At 61.4% G+C, this 19,661-nt stretch carries 14 protein-coding genes; 11 read left to right on the top strand and 3 right to left on the bottom strand.

Features of this window, described 5'->3' with window-relative positions; all coding sequences use genetic code 11:
* Positions 1-130 precede the first annotated feature (130 nt).
* Together ACIO0C_RS13985 and ACIO0C_RS13980 are read left to right on the top strand one after the other, a co-directional pair.
* On the top strand, positions 131-706 hold the full coding sequence (locus ACIO0C_RS13985) for a PadR family transcriptional regulator (protein WP_008057572.1): 576 nt from the start codon (positions 131-133) through the stop codon (positions 704-706).
* Positions 703-1,494, top strand: a complete 792-nt coding sequence (locus tag ACIO0C_RS13980) for a siderophore-interacting protein (RefSeq protein WP_401312855.1) — start codon at positions 703-705, stop codon at positions 1,492-1,494. The genes ACIO0C_RS13985 and ACIO0C_RS13980 overlap by 4 nt, the downstream gene beginning before the upstream one ends.
* Here the strand turns inward: ACIO0C_RS13980 and ACIO0C_RS13975 are convergent.
* Together ACIO0C_RS13975 and ACIO0C_RS13970 are read right to left on the bottom strand one after the other, a co-directional pair.
* The gene (locus ACIO0C_RS13975) at positions 1,461-2,123 is read right to left on the bottom strand and encodes a Pr6Pr family membrane protein (protein WP_401312852.1); all 663 of its coding nucleotides are present in this window, start codon (positions 2,121-2,123) and stop codon (positions 1,461-1,463) included. The two genes, ACIO0C_RS13980 and ACIO0C_RS13975, sit on opposite strands and share 34 nt — an antisense overlap.
* A 2-nt stretch (positions 2,124-2,125) precedes the next feature.
* Positions 2,126-2,356, bottom strand: a complete 231-nt coding sequence (locus ACIO0C_RS13970; RefSeq protein WP_007944895.1) for a VF530 family DNA-binding protein — start codon at positions 2,354-2,356, stop codon at positions 2,126-2,128.
* Between the two features lie 271 nt (positions 2,357-2,627).
* Between ACIO0C_RS13970 and ACIO0C_RS13965 the strand changes: the two genes are divergently transcribed.
* The 9 genes from ACIO0C_RS13965 to ACIO0C_RS13925 all read left to right on the top strand — a co-directional run bounded on the left by ACIO0C_RS13965 (position 2,628) and on the right by ACIO0C_RS13925 (position 18,754).
* The gene (locus tag ACIO0C_RS13965) at positions 2,628-4,010 is read left to right on the top strand and encodes a carbohydrate porin (RefSeq protein ID WP_401312849.1); all 1,383 of its coding nucleotides are present in this window, start codon (positions 2,628-2,630) and stop codon (positions 4,008-4,010) included.
* 213 nt (positions 4,011-4,223) lie between these two features.
* Positions 4,224-6,632 carry a glucose/quinate/shikimate family membrane-bound PQQ-dependent dehydrogenase gene (locus tag ACIO0C_RS13960; protein WP_401312846.1) on the top strand — a complete coding sequence of 803 codons (2,409 nt, stop codon included), beginning with the start codon at positions 4,224-4,226 and terminating at the stop codon, positions 6,630-6,632.
* Positions 6,633-6,959: 327 nt separating this feature from the next.
* The gene (locus ACIO0C_RS13955; protein WP_401312845.1) at positions 6,960-9,011 is read left to right on the top strand and encodes a putative bifunctional diguanylate cyclase/phosphodiesterase; all 2,052 of its coding nucleotides are present in this window, start codon (positions 6,960-6,962) and stop codon (positions 9,009-9,011) included.
* A 130-nt stretch (positions 9,012-9,141) separates the two neighbouring features.
* Positions 9,142-10,497 (top strand): imelysin family protein, encoded by a 1,356-nt coding sequence (locus ACIO0C_RS13950; RefSeq protein WP_401312842.1) that lies wholly within the window; start codon positions 9,142-9,144, stop codon positions 10,495-10,497.
* A 243-nt stretch (positions 10,498-10,740) separates the two neighbouring features.
* Positions 10,741-12,168, top strand: a complete 1,428-nt coding sequence (locus tag ACIO0C_RS13945; protein WP_401312840.1) for a di-heme oxidoredictase family protein — start codon at positions 10,741-10,743, stop codon at positions 12,166-12,168.
* A gap of 27 nt (positions 12,169-12,195) precedes the next feature.
* Positions 12,196-13,260, top strand: a complete 1,065-nt coding sequence (locus ACIO0C_RS13940) for an imelysin family protein (RefSeq protein ID WP_401312838.1) — start codon at positions 12,196-12,198, stop codon at positions 13,258-13,260.
* A 14-nt stretch (positions 13,261-13,274) separates the two neighbouring features.
* A complete protein-coding gene (locus tag ACIO0C_RS13935; protein ID WP_401312836.1) occupies positions 13,275-14,375 on the top strand; it encodes a DUF1513 domain-containing protein in 1,101 nt (366 codons plus the stop codon).
* Positions 14,376-14,564: 189 nt separating this feature from the next.
* The gene (locus ACIO0C_RS13930) at positions 14,565-15,713 is read left to right on the top strand and encodes an efflux RND transporter periplasmic adaptor subunit (RefSeq protein WP_401312833.1); all 1,149 of its coding nucleotides are present in this window, start codon (positions 14,565-14,567) and stop codon (positions 15,711-15,713) included.
* Between the two features lie 14 nt (positions 15,714-15,727).
* Positions 15,728-18,754, top strand: coding sequence for a multidrug efflux RND transporter permease subunit (locus tag ACIO0C_RS13925; protein WP_401312830.1), 3,027 nt, complete (start codon positions 15,728-15,730; stop codon positions 18,752-18,754).
* A gap of 148 nt (positions 18,755-18,902) precedes the next feature.
* On the opposite strand, the gene ACIO0C_RS13920 is transcribed toward ACIO0C_RS13925, so the two are convergent.
* The coding region (locus ACIO0C_RS13920; RefSeq protein ID WP_401312827.1) for an IS4 family transposase at positions 18,903-19,661 on the bottom strand (759 nt) is incomplete at its 5' end.

The following is a 19,661-nucleotide window of genomic DNA, read 5'->3' as shown; positions in this document are numbered from 1 at the left end:
ACCTTTGGCGAATTTCCGCAACGCGCCCGGGCTTTCCTACAAACCACCCCCTTGACCGCCGATCCATCGCGTTTGCTTTCTTTTAAGATATATCTTACGTTGTATCTAAACACGACGAGAGAAGACGCAGATGAGAGACCATCATTCCCCCCACCGCGAGCACGGCGACGGCCGTGACGGCTTCGAAAAACGTCCCGGCCGGGAACGCGGCGGCCGCGGCCCACGGGTGTTCGCCCCCGGCGACCTGAAATTGCTGCTGCTGGCGTTGATTGCCGAGCAGCCTTGCCACGGCTACGACCTGATCCGCCAGATCGAAGGCATGTTCGACGGCGCCTACAGCCCCAGCCCCGGGGTGATCTATCCGACCCTGACCTTTCTGGAAGAGAGTGAAATGATCCAGGGCGATGCCGAGGGCGGAAAAAAACGCTACAGCGTGACCGACGCCGGACGTCTGTCTTTAAGCGAGCAAGCGATTGCCCTGGAAGGTGTGCGCACACGCATCGATGTCAGCAAGCGCTCGTTGCGCGGCCATGATCGCCCGCCGCAAATCCACGAGGCTGTGCATAACCTGCGCCATGCCTTGCAACTGCACCACGGTCGCTGGAGTGCCGAAGAAATCCAGCGCGTCGCCACACTACTCAACAACACCGCCAAAGCCATTGTCGACGGCCCCGCCGTTCAATCTGCCCAGGAGCCCGCCGTATGACTGAAGTAACCGTGCCGTCCCAAACCATTCACCGCGTCATGCATGAAATTAAACGCCGTCGCCTGGAGGTGCTACGGGTGGTCGACCTTACGCCACGCATGCGCCGCATTACCCTGGGCGGCCCTGAGCTCGCCGGCTTCGTCAGCCTCGGCACCGACGACCACGTCAAACTGCTGTTCGCGCAAAACGCGGCAGAACAAGCGGCGCTGCAAACCCTGGTGCTCGGCGCCGGTAAAGACAACGGCCCGATGCCGGCCATGCGCGACTACACCCCGCGCCGCTACGACCTGCAAACCCTGGAGCTGGATATCGATTTCGTGCTGCACGGCGACGGCCCTGCCTCGACCTGGGCCGAACAGGCCCAACCCGGGCAGTTCCTGCACATCGGCGGGCCTCGGGGCTCGATGATCGTGCCGGATATCTTCGACAGCTACCTGCTGATCGGCGACGAGACCGCCCTGCCCGCCATCGCCCGACGCCTCGAAGGCCTGGCGGCCAATCGGCGGGCGCTGGTGGTCATTGAGGTGGAAAACGGTGCCGAGCAGCAAAAGCTGGAGAGTGCGGCGCAGGTCGATGTGATCTGGGTGTTGCGCGAGGGCGGCAAGGACCATTTGTTAAGCACCGTGAAACAACTGACGGTGCCCGGTGGCAGCCTCTATGCGTGGGTGGCGACCGAGACCAAAGTGTCACGGCAGATTCGCCGGGTGCTGCTGGACCAGCATGGGCTGAATGAGCAGTTCGTCAAGGCGGTCGGCTACTGGCGCCTGGATGACAGCGAGGAAGAGTGAGCCCGCCGGTCCAATCCGATCACTATCAGCGCAATCAGGACAAAACCCGCCAGCAGCCCGCCGGCGTTGGCGAACACCTGTGGATAACCCAGTTTGTCCACATCGATGAACGGATACGGATAGACCGCCAGTACATGCCCGCGCAGCAACGAGTAGGCGAAGTACACCAGCGGGTAGGTCACCCAGAGGCCGATGTGCCACAGGCGCAACGTGCCTTTGGGGACGCACCACCACCAATAGCCCAGGAACAGCAGTGGCATGACGTCATGCAATAGCTCATCGGCCAGCCACTGCCAGCCTTCGGGGTGCCACAAATGGCGCAGCAATACGCTGTAGCCAAGGCCGACCACGGCGATGCTCACCACCACCGCGCTGCTCACCCATGGCTGTAGAAACCAGCGCCGCAACGATGATTCCCGGGTGGTCCATTCGCAGGTCAGGACGGTTGCCACCAGGGTGTTGCTCAGCACCGTGAAAAAGCTGAAAAAACTCAGTAACCCGCCCATCAGGCTGGCGTCGATGCTCCAGCGTGAATAGAGGATCAGGTACAGCTGAATACTCAATCCCGCCCAGCCGAGAAACGCGGCAACTGCCACAAAGCGCCGCCGTGCGGCAGTCGGCTGCCCCATGCTCAGACCGGACGCTTGGTGCGCATCAGTTTTACGTACAGGCGCTCGACTTTCTCTCGCGCCCACGGCGTTTTGCGCAGGAACGTCAGGCTCGACTTGATGCTCGGATCGCTCTTGAAGCAACGGATATCGATGCGCTCGGCCAACCCCGACCATTCATAGTGTTCAACCAGGGCGTTGAGGATCTGCTCCAGTGTCACGCCGTGCAGCGGGTTGTTGTTCTGTTCGGTCATGCCGGGCCTTCGAGCGTAGTGTGAATTGGAAGCCGCGCACCTTAGCCGAGGGCTTCGTCCGGGGGAAGTGATCTGTGTCCTGTGTGTTTAATGTAGGTGATCTGCACCTACTGTTACCGATTTTGAAAGGCAGCTTGTCAGTAAAAGCCCTTTCTCTATTTGTAACAGAACATTATCCTTACGCCCGTCCTGGCTGAAACGCTTCCGCTGCCCGCCTCACCCTGCTGCTTTCAGTTTATTTCCCCAGAAAAAGATCAAGAATTTCTTCCCTATGCCTGATTTACAATTCTCGAAAGACAGCGCTGTCCTTACGTCTTTCACTCGCCAAAAAGCTTTGAGTCTGTTCGCCGGGCTTAGCGTTTTGAGCCTCGCCGCGGCTACCCAGGCGGCGCCCGCCTTCGATAGCGACTCACCCTGGATGCTGGGTGACTGGAACGGTACCCGCAGCGAACTCTCGGCAAAGGGCTACGACTTCAAGATCGACTACACCGGCGAAATGGGCAGCAACCTGCACGGCGGCTACGACCACGATCGCACCGCTCGCTACAGCGATCAGTTCGCGCTTGGCACTCACCTGGACCTTCAGAAAATCCTCGGCTGGGACGACGCCGAGTTCCAGCTGACCATCACCAAACGCAGCGGCAACAACATCAGCAACGACCGGATCAATGACCCGCGGGTCGGTGGATTCACCTCGGCGCAGGAAGTCTGGGGTCGTGGCCAGACCACGCGCCTGACGCAGATGTGGTACCAGCAGAAATTCTTTGACCAGACACTCGACATCAAGGTCGGCCGCTTCGGCGAAGGCGAAGACTTCAACAGCTTTCCCTGCGACTTCCAGAACCTGGCGTTCTGCGGCTCCCAGGTCGGTAACTGGGTGGGCGACATCTGGTACAACTGGCCCGTCAGCCAGTGGGCGCTGCGGGTCAAGTATCACCTGACGACCGAGCTGTATGCACAGGTCGGCGCCTATGAGCAAAACCCATCGAACCTCGACCGCGACAACGGCTTCAAGCTCAGCGGCAGCGGCACCCAAGGGGCCATCCTGCCGGTGGAACTGGTGTGGACACCAAAGCTCAACGGTCTACCGGGTGAATACCGGGCCGGCTACTACTACAGCAACGCCGACGCCACCGATGTCTACAAGGACAGCAACGGCCAGCCTGCCGCCCTGAGTGGCGAGGCTTACCGCAGCGCATCGAGCAAGCACGGTGTGTGGCTCGGCCTGCAGCAGCAAGTCACCAGCATCGCCAGCGACCATTCCCGTGGCCTGAGCCTGTTCGCCAACGGCACGATGCACGACAAGAAAACCAACGCCATCGACAACTATGTCCAGGCCGGCATCGTCTACAAAGGCCTGTTCGATGCCCGCGCCCGGGACGACATCGGCTTTGCCATGGCCCGCGTGCACGTCAACCCGGCGTATCGCAAGAATGCCCAGGCGAGCAATCAGGCCAAGGCGGTCTTTGACTACGACAACCCGGCCTTCCTGCCACCGCAAGACACCGAATACAGCGCCGAACTCTATTACGGCGTGCACGTCACGAACTGGCTGACGGTGCGCCCGAACTTGCAATACATCCGTCACCCCGGTGGCGTGAACGAGGTCGATGACGCGCTGATTGGCGGGATCAAGATCCAGTCGTCCTTCTAACCAACACCACACCCCCCCGTAGGAGCTGGCTTGCCAGCGAAGGCGGTGTATCAGTCGACATCTATGCCAGCAGACACACCGCTTTCGCTGGCAAGCCAGCTCCTACAAGGGATTGCGTCAAACATCGATTTTTGCATGAACCACGCCCACACAGGATCGTCATCTACAGTGAACCTGCGCGGGCCCCTTTGAAACGTCACGGAGAACCACACTATGAGCACTGACGGTGCTTTGAGTCGAAGCCGTCTATTGCCGACCCTGCTCGGCATTCTGCTTCTGCTAATGGGCCTGGCCATGCTGGCCGGCGGGATCAAGCTGAGCATGCTCGGCGGCTCGCTGTACTACCTGCTGGCCGGTATCGGCCTGGCGCTGACCGGCCTCCTCCTGATCGCCGCGCGCCGTGCCGCGCTGGGCCTGTACGCACTGGTGCTGTTCGCCAGCACCGTCTGGGCACTGTGGGAAGTCGGCCTCGACTGGTGGCAGCTGGTGCCGCGCCTGGCGATGCTGTTCGCGCTGGGCCTGGTCATGTTGCTGCCGTGGCTGCGTCGTCCACTGCTGCGTGATGGCGCCGCCCCCATGGGCACCGGCGCCCTGAGCGTGGCCGTGGTGATCGCGGGCGCAACGGCCCTGGCCAGCCAGTTCACCAACCCGGGTGAAATCAAGGGTCAACTGGACCGCGACAGCGTGCCGGGCATGACCAACACCGCCCCGGCCATGCCCGACGGTGACTGGAACTCCTACGGCCGCAGCGCCCACGGTGACCGTTACTCGCCGCTGGCGCAGATCACCCCGCAAAACGTCAACAAGCTGGTACCGGCCTGGACCTACCGCACCGGTGACCTGCCAGGGCCGAACGACCCGGGCGAAACCACCGCCGAAAACACCCCGCTGAAAGTCAACGGCATGCTCTACGTGTGCACGCCGCACAGCCAGGTGATCGCCCTGGACCCGGACACCGGCAAGGAAATCTGGCGTTTCGATCCGAAGCTCTCGACGCAGAATGCGGCGAACTTCAAGGGTTGGGCGCACATGACCTGCCGTGGCGTGACCTATCACGATGACGCGGTATATGCCTCCGAACAAAGCCCGACCGGTTCGGCCAGCCCGGCCCCGGCCAGCGCTTGCCCGCGCAAGATCTTCCTGCCGACCGCCGACACCCGCCTGATCGCGCTGAACGCCGACACCGGCAAGATGTGCGAAGACTTCGGCGACAAGGGCCAGGTCGACCTGCGCGCCAACATCGGCGGCTTCACGGCCGGCGGTTACTACTCCACCTCGCCACCCGCTGTCACCAAGGACCTGGTGGTGATTGGCGGCCATGTTACCGACAACGTTTCCACCGACGAGCCAAGCGGCGTGATCCGCGCGTTCGACGTGCACACCGGCAAACTGGTGTGGAACTGGGACAGCGGCAACCCGGACGATACGACGCCGATTGCCGAGGGCAAGACCTACACCCGCAACTCGCCGAACATGTGGTCCATGTTCGCGGTCGATGAAAAACTCGGCATGTTGTACCTGCCGATGGGCAACCAGACTCCGGACCAGTTCGGCGGCGCGCGTACCCCCGAGTCGGAATTGCACGCGGCCGGCCTGACCGCCCTGGACATCGCCACCGGTAAAGTGCGCTGGCACTTCCAGTTCACCCACCATGACCTGTGGGACATGGACGTTGGCGGCCAGCCGACCCTGATGGACCTGAAAACCGCTGACGGCGTGAAACAGGCCGTCCTGGCTTCGACCAAGCAAGGCAGCATCTACGTGCTGGACCGCAGCACCGGCCAGGCCATCGTGCCGATCAACGAAGTGCCGGTGCCGCAAGGCGCGGTGGAAGGCGACCACACCTCGCCGACGCAACCGAAATCCGACCTGAACCTGATGCCGCCGCCGCTGCAAGAGCGCGACATGTGGGGCGTGACGCCGTTCGACCAACTGATCTGCCGGATCGACTTCAAATCCATGCGCTACGACGGCCCGTTCACCCCGCCATCGCTGCAGGGTTCGATCGTGTACCCGGGCAATTTCGGTGTGTTCGACTGGGGCGGTATCTCGGTTGACCCGGTGCGTCAGATCGCGTTCGTGAACCCAAGCTACATGGCGTTCAAATCGAAAATGATCCCGGCCGCCGAAATCGCCGCCCAAGGCCCGCGTAAAAGCGAAACCGAAGGCGTGCAGCCAAACAAGGGCGCGCCGTACGGCGTGGTGCTCGAAGCCTTGCTGTCGCCAATGGGCCTGCCGTGCCAGGCGCCAGCGTGGGGTTACGTGGCCGCGATCGACCTGACCACCCAAGAAAAAATCTGGATGCACAAGAACGGTACCGTGCGCGACAGCTCGCCGGTTCCGATCCCCCTGAGCATGGGCGTCCCGAGCCTGGGCGGCACCTTCACCACCGCCGGTGGCGTCGGTTTCCTCAGCGGCACCCTGGACCAGTACCTGCGTGCCTACGACGTGAAAAACGGCAAGCAACTGTGGGAAGGCCGCCTGCCAGCAGGCGCGCAAACCACGCCGATGACCTACACCGGCAAGGACGGCAAGCAATACGTGCTGGTCGTGGCTGGCGGTCACGGTTCGCTGGGCACTAAACAGGGTGACTATGTGATTGCCTACAAACTGTCGGAATAAGCGACAACCGTAGTTAAAGCCAAGGCGACTCCCGCAGGGGGTCGCCTTTTTTGTGGGCGAGCGACCAGTCCAAAAGCAGCGCCCGGCACCTTGCCTCAACGCCACAGCCGTCTAACATCAATCAAAAGGAAATTTTGTCCCATTCCCCTCAAGTTGAAGGACTCGACTACCGACACAGTACTGATTGGGCAATTGCCCCAGACAACAGCAAATCGGCCAAGCTGCAGGCAATATCCCGCAGGATGGATTGTCCCTTTGACTGCCATCACGGGATTGCCAATACTCATGGCAACTTGATGCTACCCGCACGGAACAAGGAATTACCCTTTGAAGCTGGAACTCAAGAACAGCTTGTCGGTGAAGTTGCTCCGGGTCGTGCTCCTGTCGGCATTGATCGTCGGCGTGGTCTTGAGCTGCGCGCAGATCGTTTTCGATGCCTATAAAACACGCCAGGCCGTCGCCGGCGATGCCGAACGCATCCTCGACATGTTCCGCGACCCCTCGACCCAGGCCGTCTACAGCCTGGACCGGGAAATGGGCATGCAGGTGATCGAAGGCCTGTTTCAGGATGATGCCGTGCGTCAGGCTTCCATAGGCCATCCCAACGAGGCCATGCTGGCGCAAAAATCCCGTGAGTTGCAGCACTCCAGCAGTCGCTGGCTGACCGACCTGATCCTCGGCAAGGAGCGCACCTTCACCACCCAGTTGGTGGGACGCGGCCCTTACAGCGAGTATTACGGCGACTTGAGCATCACCCTCGACACCGCCACCTACGGCAAGGGCTTCATCGTCAGTTCGGTGATCATCTTCATTTCCGGGGTACTGCGTGCCATGGCAATGGGCCTGGTGCTGTACCTGGTCTATCACTGGCTGTTGACCAAACCCCTGTCGCGAATCATCGAGCACCTGACCGAAATCAACCCCGACCGCCCCAGCGAGCACAAGATTCCATTGCTCAAGGGCCACGAGAAGAACGAACTGGGGCTGTGGATCAACACTGCCAACCAGTTGCTCGAATCCATCGAGCGCAACACCCACCTGCGCCACGAAGCGGAAAACAGCCTGTTGCGCATGGCCCAGTACGATTTCCTTACCGGCCTGCCGAACCGCCAGCAATTGCAAACACAGCTGGACAGGATCCTCGTTGACGCCGGCAAGCTGCAACGCCGGGTCGCGGTGTTATGTGTCGGGCTCGATGACTTCAAGGGCATCAACGAACAGTTCAGCTACCAGACCGGCGACCAGTTGCTGCTGGCCCTGGCCGATCGCCTGCGCGCGCACAGCGGACGCCTTGGCGCCCTCGCCCGCCTGGGTGGCGACCAGTTCGCCCTGGTGCAGGCCGATATCGAGCAACCCTACGAAGCCGCCGAACTGGCCCAGAGCATTCTCGATGACCTGGAAGCGGCGTTTGCCCTGGATCATCAACAGATCCGCCTGCGCGCCACCATCGGCATTACCCTGTTCCCCGAGGATGGCGACAGTACCGAGAAGTTGCTGCAAAAAGCCGAGCAGACCATGACTCTGGCCAAGACACGCTCGCGCAACCGCTATCAGTTCTATATCGCCAGCGTCGACACCGAAATGCGCCGCCGCCGCGAGTTGGAAAAAGACCTGCGCGATGCACTGGCCCGCGACCAGTTATACCTGGTCTACCAACCGCAGATCAGCTATCGCGATCACCGGGTGGTCGGCGTCGAAGCGTTGATCCGCTGGCAGCATCCCGACCACGGGCTGGTACCACCAGACCTGTTCATCCCGCTGGCCGAGCAGAACGGCACCATCATCGCCATCGGTGAATGGGTACTGGACCAGGCCTGCAAGCAGTTGCGCGACTGGCACGACCAGGGCTTCAGCGACATGCGCATGGCCGTGAATCTTTCCACCGTGCAGCTGCACCACGCCGAGCTGCCACGGGTGATCAACAACCTGATGCAGATGTATCGCCTGCCTCCGCGCAGCCTGGAGCTGGAAGTCACCGAAACCGGCCTTATGGAAGACATCAGCACCGCCGCCCAGCATTTGCTCAGCCTGCGCCGCTCCGGTGCGCTGATTGCGATCGACGACTTCGGTACGGGGTATTCGTCACTGAGTTATCTCAAGAGCCTGCCGCTGGACAAGATCAAGATCGACAAGAGTTTCGTCCAGGACCTGCTCGATGACGATGACGACGCAACCATCGTTCGCGCCATCATTCAATTGGGCAAGAGCCTGGGCATGCAGGTGATTGCCGAAGGCGTGGAAACCCTGGAGCAGGAGGCCTACATCATCTCCGAAGGCTGCCACGAGGGTCAGGGCTACTTCTACAGCAAACCCCTGCCGGCCCGGGAGCTGGTGGCTTACCTGAGGCAAGCCCAGCGCAGTAACGCCGCTATCTTGTAAAAATCGCTCCTACAAATAAGAAATATTTCCAAGCACAACCCTTTACACATAATGCGAAAGATTTGCATTATGTGTCACTTTTGCGCGCCGGACGCGTTATTCCACCCCCTCTCGAAGCAGGATGTTCGCCATGATTCGTATGCCTCTGGCTACCGCCAGTCTGTTGGCCATCGCAATTTCCCTCGCCGGTTGCGGTGAAGGCAAAGACAAAGAAAAAGCGGTCGCTCCTGCGCCAGCGGCCAGCACTGCCGCAGCCCCGGTCGCACCAGCCGCTGCGCCTGCCGCTGCCAGCAAGGTCGATGAAGCGGCTGCCAAAGCCGTTGTCGCGCATTATGCCGACATGGTTTTCGCTGTTTACAGCGACGCCGAATCTACCGCGAAAACCCTGCAAACCGCCGTCGACGCCTTCCTCGCCAAGCCGAACGCCGACACCTTGAAAGCCGCCAAGGCCGCCTGGATCGCTGCTCGTGTTCCTTACCTGCAGAGCGAAGTGTTCCGCTTTGGCAACACCATCATCGACGACTGGGAAGGTCAGGTGAACGCCTGGCCACTGGACGAAGGCCTGATCGACTACGTCGACAAATCCTACGAGCACGCACTGGGTAACCCTGGCGCCACGGCCAACATCATCGCCAATACGCAAATCCAGGTCGGCGAAGACAAGGTCGACGTGAAAGACATCACCCCGGAAAAACTCGCCAGCCTGAACGAGCTGGGCGGTTCCGAGGCCAACGTCGCCACCGGCTACCACGCCATCGAATTCCTGCTCTGGGGCCAGGACCTGAACGGCACTGGCCCTGGCGCCGGCAACCGTCCAGCGTCCGACTACCTGGAAGGCAAAGGCGCCACCGGCGGTCACAACGATCGTCGCCGCGCTTACCTCAAATCCGTGACTCAATTGCTGGTCAGCGACCTGGAAGAAATGGTCGGTAACTGGAAGCCGAACGTGGCCGACAACTACCGCGCCACCCTGGAAGCGGAACCGGCTGAAAGCGGCCTGCGCAAAATGCTGTTCGGCATGGGCAGCCTGTCCCTGGGCGAACTGGCGGGCGAGCGCATGAAGGTTTCCCTGGAAGCCAACTCCCCGGAAGACGAACACGACTGCTTCAGCGACAACACCCACAACTCGCAGTTCTACGATGCCAAAGGCGTGCGTAACGTGTACCTGGGCGAATATACCCGCGTCGACGGTACCAAAATGACCGGCGCCAGCCTGTCGTCCCTGGTGGCCAAGGTCGATCCAGCGGCAGACACCGCATTGAAAGCTGATCTGGCTGCGACCGAAGCCAAGATGCAGGTCATCGTCGACCACGCCAACAAGGGTGAACACTACGACCAGCTGATCGCTGCCGGCAACACCGCCGGCAACCAGATCGTCCGTGACGCCATCGCATCCCTGGTCAAGCAGACCGGTTCGATCGAAGCCGCCGCTGGCAAACTGGGTATCAGCGACCTGAACCCGGACAACGCTGATCACGAGTTCTGATCAACGCTGGCTCTTCGGCTGCCGATCGTTCCCACGCTCTGCGTGGGAATGCAGCCCGGGACGCTCCGCGTCCCAAATCAAAAACCGAACGCGGAGCGTCCGTTGAGGCATTCCCACGCGGAGCGTGGGAACGATCAGCGTGGGAATGATCATCCGTCCAAGCAAACGATAATTCCTCTTATTCAAATTCCCATCCCCTGTTAGACTTTGCGCCCTTGTTTTGCTCGTCTTGCAGGATGTCTGATGCCCTCGCTGCCTCTTCGCTTGTCCGCACTGTTGCTGGCCCTGGGCCTGAGTGCCTGCGATGACGCCCCGAAGTTTACCCAGGCCGAACCCGGTGAAGCCCGCTCCGGCGGCGGCACGACCGTGCGCAAGACCGACCAGAACGCCTTTTCGCTGCCCTCCGCCAACCTGCCGCCGTCGCGGCGCGTGGACTTCAGCGTCGGCAACAGTTTCTTTCGCAACCCCTGGGTGATCGCTCCGTCGACCACCACCGCCCGCGACGGCCTCGGCCCGCTGTTCAACACCAACGCCTGCCAGGGCTGCCATATCAAGGACGGCCGCGGTCACCCGCCGGCGCCCGATGCGCAAAATGCCGTGTCGATGCTGGTACGCCTGTCGATTCCCGACACCCCGGCCTACGCCAAGGTCATCGAGCAACAGGGGGTCGTACCGGAACCCGTCTATGGCGGGCAGTTCCAGGACATGGCCGTGCCTGGCGTCACGCCGGAAGGCAAGGTGCGGGTCGAATACACGCCGGTGATGGTTCGTTTCAAGGACGGTACCGAAATCGAGCTGCGCAAACCGAGCCTGAACATCACCCAGCTGAACTACGGCCCTATGCACCCCGACACGCGATTCTCGGCACGTGTGGCGCCGCCGATGATTGGCCTGGGTTTGCTGGAGGCCATTCCCGAAGAGGCTATCCTGGCGAATGCGCACGCGCAGGCTAAAGCGAAAAACGGCATTGCCGGACGCCCGAACCAGGTCTGGGATGACGTGCAGCAGAAAACCGTGCTCGGGCGCTTTGGCTGGAAAGCCGGGCAGCCGAACCTCAATCAACAGAATGTTCACGCGTTTTCCGGTGATATGGGCCTCACCACCCGCCTGAAGCCCTTTGACGACTGCACCGAGGCGCAAACGGCCTGCAAGCAGGCACCGAGTGGCAACGGCCCCGATGGCGAGCCGGAAGTCAGCGACAATATCCTGCGCCTGGTGCTGTTCTACACCCGCAACCTCGCCGTACCGGCACGCCGCGATGTCGGCACGCCGCAAGTGCTGGCCGGCAAGAACCTGTTCTACCAGGCCGGCTGCCAATCCTGCCACACACCCAAGTACACCACCGCCGCCAACGCCGCCGAACCTGAATTGGCCAATCAAGTGATTCGCCCGTACAGCGATCTGCTGCTGCATGACATGGGCGACGGCCTGGCCGACAACCGCACTGAATTCCAGGCCGGTGGCCGCGACTGGCGTACCCCACCGTTGTGGGGCATCGGCTTGACGCAGGCGGTCAGTGGCCACACCCAGCTCCTGCATGACGGCCGCGCCCGCAATCTGCTCGAAGCCGTGCTCTGGCATGGCGGCGAGGCCAAAGCGGCGCAGCAACAGGTCTTGTCTTTCAATGCCGAGCAGCGCGCTGCGTTGCTGGCGTTCTTGAATTCCCTTTAATACGCACTCTTCCCGCGGGAGCCCGACATGTTCCGTCCCAAATTGTTGTTCACCAGCCTTGCCGCGCTAGCCCTGGGCGCCTGTTCGCCGCAGGACCCACAAGCTGTCACCTCGGCCGCGATCGCCAAGTCAGTGATTCTGCCGACCTACACCCGCTGGGTTGAAGCAGACCGCCAGTTGGCCGTCAGCGCCCTCGCCTACTGCGAAGGCAAGGCAAACCTCGAAACCGCCCGCGCCGACTTCCTGCACGCGCAAAAAGCCTGGGCCGAGCTGCAACCGCTGCTGATTGGTCCACTGGCCGAGGGCAACCGTGCCTGGCAGGTGCAATTCTGGCCGGACAAGAAGAACCTGGTCGGCCGCCAGGTCGAGCAACTGGTCAGCGCTCAACCGCAGATCGACGCCGCCGCCCTGGCCAAGTCCAGCGTGGTGGTTCAAGGCCTGTCCGCCTACGAATACATCCTGTTCGACAGCAAGCCTGATGTGGCCAACGCCGAGCAGAAGGCCAAGTACTGTCCGCTGCTGATCGCCATCAGTGAGCGTCAGAAACAGCTGGCTGAAGATATTCTCAAGAGCTGGAACAACACCGACGGCATGCTCGCGCAGATGAGCAAGTTCCCGAACCAGCGTTACGCCGACTCCCACGAAGCGATCGCCGATCTGTTGCGCGTGCAAGTCACCGCCCTCGATACCTTGAAGAAGAAGCTCGGCACACCGATGGGCCGCCAGAGCAAAGGCGTGCCGCAACCGTTCCAGGCCGATGCCTGGCGCAGCCAGTCGTCCCTGACCGCCCTGGAGGCCAGCCTGGCCGCCGCCAAAACCGTGTGGGAAGGTGTCGACAACAAAGGCCTGCGCGGCCTGTTGCCGACCGAGCAGAAGCCCTTGGCCGACAAGATCGACGCCGCCTATGCCGCCTCGTTGAAACTGTTCGCCAGCAACCAGCGCTCGTTGACCGAAATGCTCAACGACGACGCCGGTCGCCAGCAACTCAATGATCTCTACGACAGCCTCAACGTCGTCCACCGCCTGCACGAAGGCGAGCTGGCCAAGGCGCTGGGCATCCAACTGGGCTTCAATGCCAACGACGGTGACTGATGAGGGCGAGTTCCATGCTGCGACGCCAGGCTCTGAAGTTAGGGAGTTTGCTGCTGGGTGCGGTGTCACTGGGCGGCTGGACGCTGTTCAGGCACAAGGATAAAAGCCCGCTGCTGCTTTCGGCGCGGGACGATACCGACGGCAAGCACTACGCCGTCGGTTACCGGCTGGACGGCACCCGGGTGTTTGCCACTCAGGTCGGCCAGCGCTGCCATGACATCATCAACCACCCGGCATTGCCGATCGCGCTGTTCGTTGCCCGGCGTCCGGGCACCGAGAGCTACCTGATCGACCTGCGTGACGGCACGTTGCTGCAAACGGTGACCTCGCGGCCCAACCGGCACTTCTACGGTCACGCGGTGATCCACCACAGCGGTGACTGGCTGTACGCCACCGAAAACGACACCACCGATCCGGGTCGCGGCCTGCTCGGTGTGTACAGGTTTGAAGGCGAACGCCTGGTCCATAGCGGCGAGATTTCCACCCACGGCATCGGCCCGCATCAAGTGTCGTGGATGCCCGACGGCGAAACCCTGGTGGTGGCCAACGGCGGCATCCGCACCGAAGCCGAAAGCCGGGTCGAGATGAACCTCAATGCCATGGAGCCGAGCCTGGTCCTGATGCAGCGCGACGGCACTCTGCTGAGCAAGGAAACCCTCGGCCAGCAGATGAACAGCGTGCGACACCTGGGCATTGCCAGCGATGGCACCATCGTCGCCGGCCAGCAATTCATGGGGGCGGCTCACGAGCACTCGGAGCTGCTGGCGATCAAGCGTCCCGGCCAGCCGTTCGTGGCATTCCCGGTGCCTGAGCATCAGTTGCAGGCCATGGGGCATTACACCGCCAGCGTGGCGGTGCACAGCGACTTGCGCCTGGTCGCGCTGACCGCGCCTCGGGGCAACCGCTTTTTCATCTGGGACCTGGACAGTGGCGAAGTGCGCCTGGACGCGCCACTGCCCGACTGCGCCGGGGTGGGTGCGGTGGCCGACGGTTTCGTCGTGACCTCGGGCCAGGGGCGTTGCCGGTACTACGATTGCCGCCAGACAGATCTGCTTGCAAAACCGCTGGAACTGCCAGCGGGGCTCTGGGACAACCATCTTCATCTGATGGCGTGATGGCGATCTTGTAGGCGCTGGCTTGCCGGCGAAGGCGCCCCAAAGATCGCTGCAAATCCAGCGGCCCCTTCGCCGGCAAGCCGGCTCCTACAGATAGGGGGGAAGGCCAAAAACATCCATTGGAATCACCCACGGAGTCGGGGTAAGGTTCCCAACTGTCTCACCTGATTTTCTCCAAGGAACTGGAATATGCTGCGTCGCCGCATGCTGATCATGTTGGGTGTTGTTCTGCTGATCGTGCTGGTGCTGGCCGGGTATAAAGCCTTCTCCATCTACACGATGATCCAAGGCTTCTCTGCGCCCAAACCGCCGATCAGCGTCGCCGTGGCCACCGCCACCGAACGGCCATGGCAAGCGCGCCTGCCTACGGTCGGCACCCTCAAGGCGCTGCAAGGCGTCGACCTGAGCCTTGAGACCGACGGCACGGTCGTCGATTTGCAGTTCGAGTCCGGGCAGAAGGTCAAAGCCGGGCAACCCCTGCTGCGCCTGGACAGCGCCGTGGAAAGCGCCTTGCTCGAAACCGCCCTGGCCGACCTCGGGCTGGCCCAACTCGATTACGGTCGCGGTAGCCAGCTGGTGGGCAGCCAGGCCATTTCCAAAGGCGAGTTCGATCGACTGTCGGCGGTACTGAAGAAGAGCAAGGCCACGGTCAATCAACTCAAGGCAGCGCTCGGCAAAAAAAGCATCGCCGCCCCCTTCAGCGGGACCATCGGCATTCGTCAGGTGGACGTGGGCGACTACCTGGCCAGTGGCACCATGATTGCCACCCTGCAAGACCTCAGCAGCCTCTACGTCGACTTTTTCGTGCCCGAGCAGTCGGTGCCGAAGATCGCCCTCGGCCAACCGGTTGAAATCATCGTCGCGGCCTATCCGTCCCAAACCTTTCCCGGCACCATCAGCGCGATCAACCCGAAGCTGGAAAACAGTACGCGCAACATGCAGGTCCGCGCGACCCTGGCCAACCCCGATGGCAAGCTGCTGCCAGGCATGTTCGCCAGCCTGCAGGTGATGTTGCCCGACCCACGGCCGAGCATCGTCGTGCCAGAAAGCGCGATCACCTACACGCTCTATGGCAACTCCCTTTATGTCGTCGCAGAAAAAAAGGCCGACGACGGCAGCCTCGAAAAAGACGACAAGGGCCAACCGATCCTGATCGCCGAACGGCGGTTCATTGAAACCGGTGAACGCCGCGACGGTCAGGTGGTGATCAGCAAAGGTGTGCAGAACGGCGAAAAAGTGGTCACGGCCGGCCAGATCAAACTGGACAACGGTGCGCACATCGCCATCAGCGACGACAAGACCCTGGCCGAGAAGAACAGTCAGCCACGCGCGGACTGATCAAGGAACCCCCAATGGCTTTTACCGACCCGTTCATCCGTCGCCCGGTGCTCGCCACCGTGGTCAGCCTGTTGATTGTGCTGCTGGGCTTCCAGGCCTGGAACAAGTTGCCGTTGCGCCAATACCCGCAAATGGAAAATGCCCTGATCACGGTCACCACCGCGTACCCCGGGGCCAACGCCGAAACCATCCAAGGCTACATCACCCAACCGTTACAACAGAGCTTGGCCAGCGCCGAGGGCATCGACTACATGACCTCGGTCAGTCGCCAGAATTTCTCGGTGATCTCGATCTACGCGCGTATCGGCTCCAACAGCGACCGCTTGTTCACCGAACTGCTGGCCAAGGCCAACGAGGTCAAGAACCAGCTGCCCCAGGATGCCGAAGACCCGGTGCTGAGCAAGGAAGCCGCCGACGCCTCGGCACTGATGTACATCAGTTTCTTCAGCAAGGAACTGAGCAACCCGCAGATTACCGACTACCTGTCGCGGGTCATCCAGCCGAAACTGGCGACCCTGCCGGGCATGGCCGAAGCCGAGATTCTCGGCAACCAGGTATTCGCCATGCGCCTGTGGCTGGACCCCGCGAAGCTGGCCGGTTTCGGCCTGAGCGCCAGCGACGTGACCAACGCGGTGCGCCAGTACAACTTCCTTTCCGCCGCTGGCGAATTGAAAGGCGAGTACGTGGTCACCAGCATCAACGCCAACACTGAACTCAAATCAGCCAAAGCCTTCGCCGCGATCCCGCTCAAGGTTGAGGGTGACAGTCGCGTGCTGCTGCGCGATGTCGCGCGGGTCGAGATGGGGGCGGAAAACTACGACTCCATCAGCTCGTTCGGCGGTACGCCCTCGGTGTACATCGGCATCAAGGCCACGCCCGCGGCCAACCCGCTGGACGTGATCAAGGAAGTGCGCAAGATCATGCCGGAGCTGGAGGCCCAGTTGCCGCCCAACCTCAAGGGGGAAATCGCCTACGACGCGACGCTGTTCATCCAGGCATCGATCGATGAGGTGGTGAAGACCCTGTTCGAAGCGGTGCTGATCGTAATCGTGGTGGTGTTCCTGTTCCTCGGTGCGTTGCGCTCGGTGGTGATCCCGGTAGTCACCATACCGCTGTCCATGATCGGCGTGATGTTCTTCATGCAGATGATGGGTTACTCCCTGAACCTGCTGACCCTGCTGGCGATGGTGCTGGCCATCGGCCTGGTGGTGGACGACGCCATCGTGGTGGTGGAAAACATCCACCGCCACATCGAGGAAGGCAAGACACCGCTGGACGCCGCCCTCGAGGGCGCCCGGGAGATCGCCATGCCGGTGGTCTCGATGACCATCACCCTGGCGGCGGTGTATGCGCCGATCGGCTTCCTCACGGGCCTTACCGGGGCGTTGTTCAAGGAGTTCGCCCTGACCCTGGCCGGTGCGGTGGTGATCTCCGGCATCGTCGCCCTGACCCTGTCGCCGATGATGTGCGCCCTGCTGCTGCGTCACGATGAAAACCCCACGGGCCTGGCCCATCGCCTTGACCTGATTTTCGAAGGCCTCAAGCGCCGTTACCAGAGCATGTTGCACGGCACCCTCAACACCCGGCCGGTGGTGCTGGTGTTCGCGGTGATCGTGCTGTGCCTGATTCCCGTATTGCTCAAGTTCACCAAGTCGGAACTGGCGCCGGATGAGGACCAGGGCATCATTTTCATGCTGGCCAACGCCCCTCAGCCGACCAACCTCGACTACTTGAACACCTACACCGACGAGTTCATCGAGATCTTCAAGGCGTTTCCCGAGTACTACTCGTCGTTCCAGATCAACGGCTTCAACGGGGTGCAATCGGGCATCGGCGGTTTCCTGCTCAAGCCCTGGAACGACCGCAGCCGCACGCAGATGGAGATCCTGCCCGAGGTTCAGGCCAAGCTGGAGAGCATTTCAGGGTTGCAGGTGTTCGGCTTCAACCTGCCTTCCCTGCCGGGCACGGGCGAGGGTCTGCCGTTCCAGTTCGTCATCAATACCGCCAACGACTACGAGTTGCTGCTGCAAGTGGTTGATCGGGTGAAAAAGCGCGCGATGGAGTCGGGCAAATTCGCCTTCGTCGACGTCGACCTGGCCTTCGACAAACCGGAAGTGGTGGTGGATATCGACCGCGCCAAGGCTGCCCAGATGGGCGTGTCGATGCAGGACCTGGGCGGGACACTCGCGACCTTGCTGGGGGAGGCGGAAATCAACCGTTTCACCGTCGATGGCCGCAGTTACAAAGTCATTGCCCAGGTCGAACGACCCTTCCGGGACAACCCGGACTGGCTGAACAACTACTACGTCAAGAACACCCAGGGCGAACTGCTTGCCCTCTCGACCCTGATCACCGTGACCGACCGGGCGCGCCCTCGGCAACTGAATCAGTTCCAGCAACTCAACTCGGCGATTCTTTCCGGGGTGCCGCTGGTCAGCATGGGTGAAGCCATCGACGCCGTGCGGCAGATCGCCCGGGAAGAAGCCCCGGCGGGCTTTGCCTTCGACTATGCCGGTGCATCGCGGCAGTACGTTCAGGAAGGCAGTGCGCTATGGGTGACCTTCGGCCTGGCACTGGCGATCATTTTCCTGGTACTGGCTGCCCAGTTCGAAAGCTTCCGCGACCCGCTGGTGATCCTGGTGACCGTACCGCTGTCGATCTGCGGCGCCTTGCTGCCGCTGTTCCTCGGCTGGTCGAGCATGAACATCTATACCCAGGTCGGGTTGGTGACGTTGATCGGCCTGATCAGCAAGCACGGGATCCTGATCGTCGAATTCGCCAACCAGCTGCGCAAGGACAAGGGCCTGACGCCCCGCGAGGCGGTGGAGGAAGCCGCGGCCATTCGTCTGCGTCCGGTGTTGATGACAACGGCGGCAATGGTGTTCGGCATGGTGCCATTGATCATCGCTACGGGGGCGGGGGCGGTAAGCCGGTTCGATATCGGTACGGTTATCGCCACGGGGATGTCGATCGGGACGTTGTTTACCCTGTTTGTGTTGCCGTGCGTATATACGGTGCTGGCCAAACCCGATAAACCGTAGTGCTGCGGATCGCTCTGGGTTGCTGATCGTTCCCACGCTCTGCGTGGGAATGCAGCCCGGGACGCTCCGCGTCCCATCCGAAGCCGAACGCAGAGCGTCCGTTGAGGCATTCCCACGCAGAGCGTCACTAGTGTCCGGTAAACATGTTTCATAGCTGAAGGCTGCCTTGGGCAGCCTTCAGCTTTTCTCGCTTTTGCCTTCGTCGATCCGTCACTTCTGAGGGAACGGCCCGCTCATGCAGGACATAAGCGATACGCACCGAGAACTCGAACAATGAGCCGGTGAATCCTGAGCGACGGTGGAAAAGTTGCAGTAACAGGTAGCTGATCAAGGCGCTGTAAATTTGCAGGCGCACTGCGTTTTCAGAGAAGGCATAGAAGCGTTTGAGCTTCAGGTGTTGCTTGATCCACTTGAAAAATAGCTCGATCTTCCAGCGATCTTTGTACAGGGCTGCGATTTCCTCGGCTGTTCTCGTGAAGTCGTTGGTCACCAGGATTAACGGGGTGGCATGCCCCTCACGCTTAACCACAACGCGTCTTACCGGTGTTTCCAAGTAGTCATTCAGGCGCTTCCCGGCCAAACGTTTTTTGCCAAACTGGACGACTTCATCAGTCATGACCGAGCTATGCTCGGTTGCGCTCGAGTACTCGTGCAAAAGCGTGATATTGGCGTTTTTCTTCAAACGGGTGACAAAAAGAGCCCCTTTGGCCTGCAACTGGTACCACCAGTTGTAATCGCAGTAGCCCTTGTCAAAGACATACGTCATACCCGCCTGAATCGGCATTTTCAGGGCATCGCTCAGGTCGTTGACATTAGCCGGCGTAATGTTCACGTACATCGGGGCCAGTTGCGCTAGATCCAGCCCCACATGCACCTTGAGGCCTTGAGTTATGCGGGTTTTCGTCGC

This window comes from Pseudomonas sp. NPDC087336 (assembly GCF_044744285.1).
Lineage (GTDB): Bacteria > Pseudomonadota > Gammaproteobacteria > Pseudomonadales > Pseudomonadaceae > Aquipseudomonas.
The sequence above is the reverse complement of the archived record's forward strand: the minus strand, read 5'-3'. Positions and strand labels throughout refer to the sequence as shown.

What these genes read in the sequence shown, in the direction of transcription:
- ACIO0C_RS13935 (WP_401312836.1), top strand. Translation starts at nt 13,275, where the DNA reads ATGCTGCGACGCCAGGCTCTGAAGTTAGGGAGTTTGCTGCTGGGTGCG.
- ACIO0C_RS13940 (WP_401312838.1), top strand. Translation starts at nt 12,196, where the DNA reads ATGTTCCGTCCCAAATTGTTGTTCACCAGCCTTGCCGCGCTAGCCCTG.
- ACIO0C_RS13985 (WP_008057572.1), top strand. Translation starts at nt 131, where the DNA reads ATGAGAGACCATCATTCCCCCCACCGCGAGCACGGCGACGGCCGTGAC.
- ACIO0C_RS13970 (WP_007944895.1), bottom strand. Translation starts at nt 2,356, where the DNA reads ATGACCGAACAGAACAACAACCCGCTGCACGGCGTGACACTGGAGCAG.
- ACIO0C_RS13980 (WP_401312855.1), top strand. Translation starts at nt 703, where the DNA reads ATGACTGAAGTAACCGTGCCGTCCCAAACCATTCACCGCGTCATGCAT.
- ACIO0C_RS13975 (WP_401312852.1), bottom strand. Translation starts at nt 2,123, where the DNA reads ATGGGGCAGCCGACTGCCGCACGGCGGCGCTTTGTGGCAGTTGCCGCG.
- ACIO0C_RS13960 (WP_401312846.1), top strand. Translation starts at nt 4,224, where the DNA reads ATGAGCACTGACGGTGCTTTGAGTCGAAGCCGTCTATTGCCGACCCTG.
- ACIO0C_RS13930 (WP_401312833.1), top strand. Translation starts at nt 14,565, where the DNA reads ATGCTGCGTCGCCGCATGCTGATCATGTTGGGTGTTGTTCTGCTGATC.
- ACIO0C_RS13925 (WP_401312830.1), top strand. Translation starts at nt 15,728, where the DNA reads ATGGCTTTTACCGACCCGTTCATCCGTCGCCCGGTGCTCGCCACCGTG.
- ACIO0C_RS13965 (WP_401312849.1), top strand. Translation starts at nt 2,628, where the DNA reads ATGCCTGATTTACAATTCTCGAAAGACAGCGCTGTCCTTACGTCTTTC.
- ACIO0C_RS13945 (WP_401312840.1), top strand. Translation starts at nt 10,741, where the DNA reads ATGCCCTCGCTGCCTCTTCGCTTGTCCGCACTGTTGCTGGCCCTGGGC.
- ACIO0C_RS13950 (WP_401312842.1), top strand. Translation starts at nt 9,142, where the DNA reads ATGATTCGTATGCCTCTGGCTACCGCCAGTCTGTTGGCCATCGCAATT.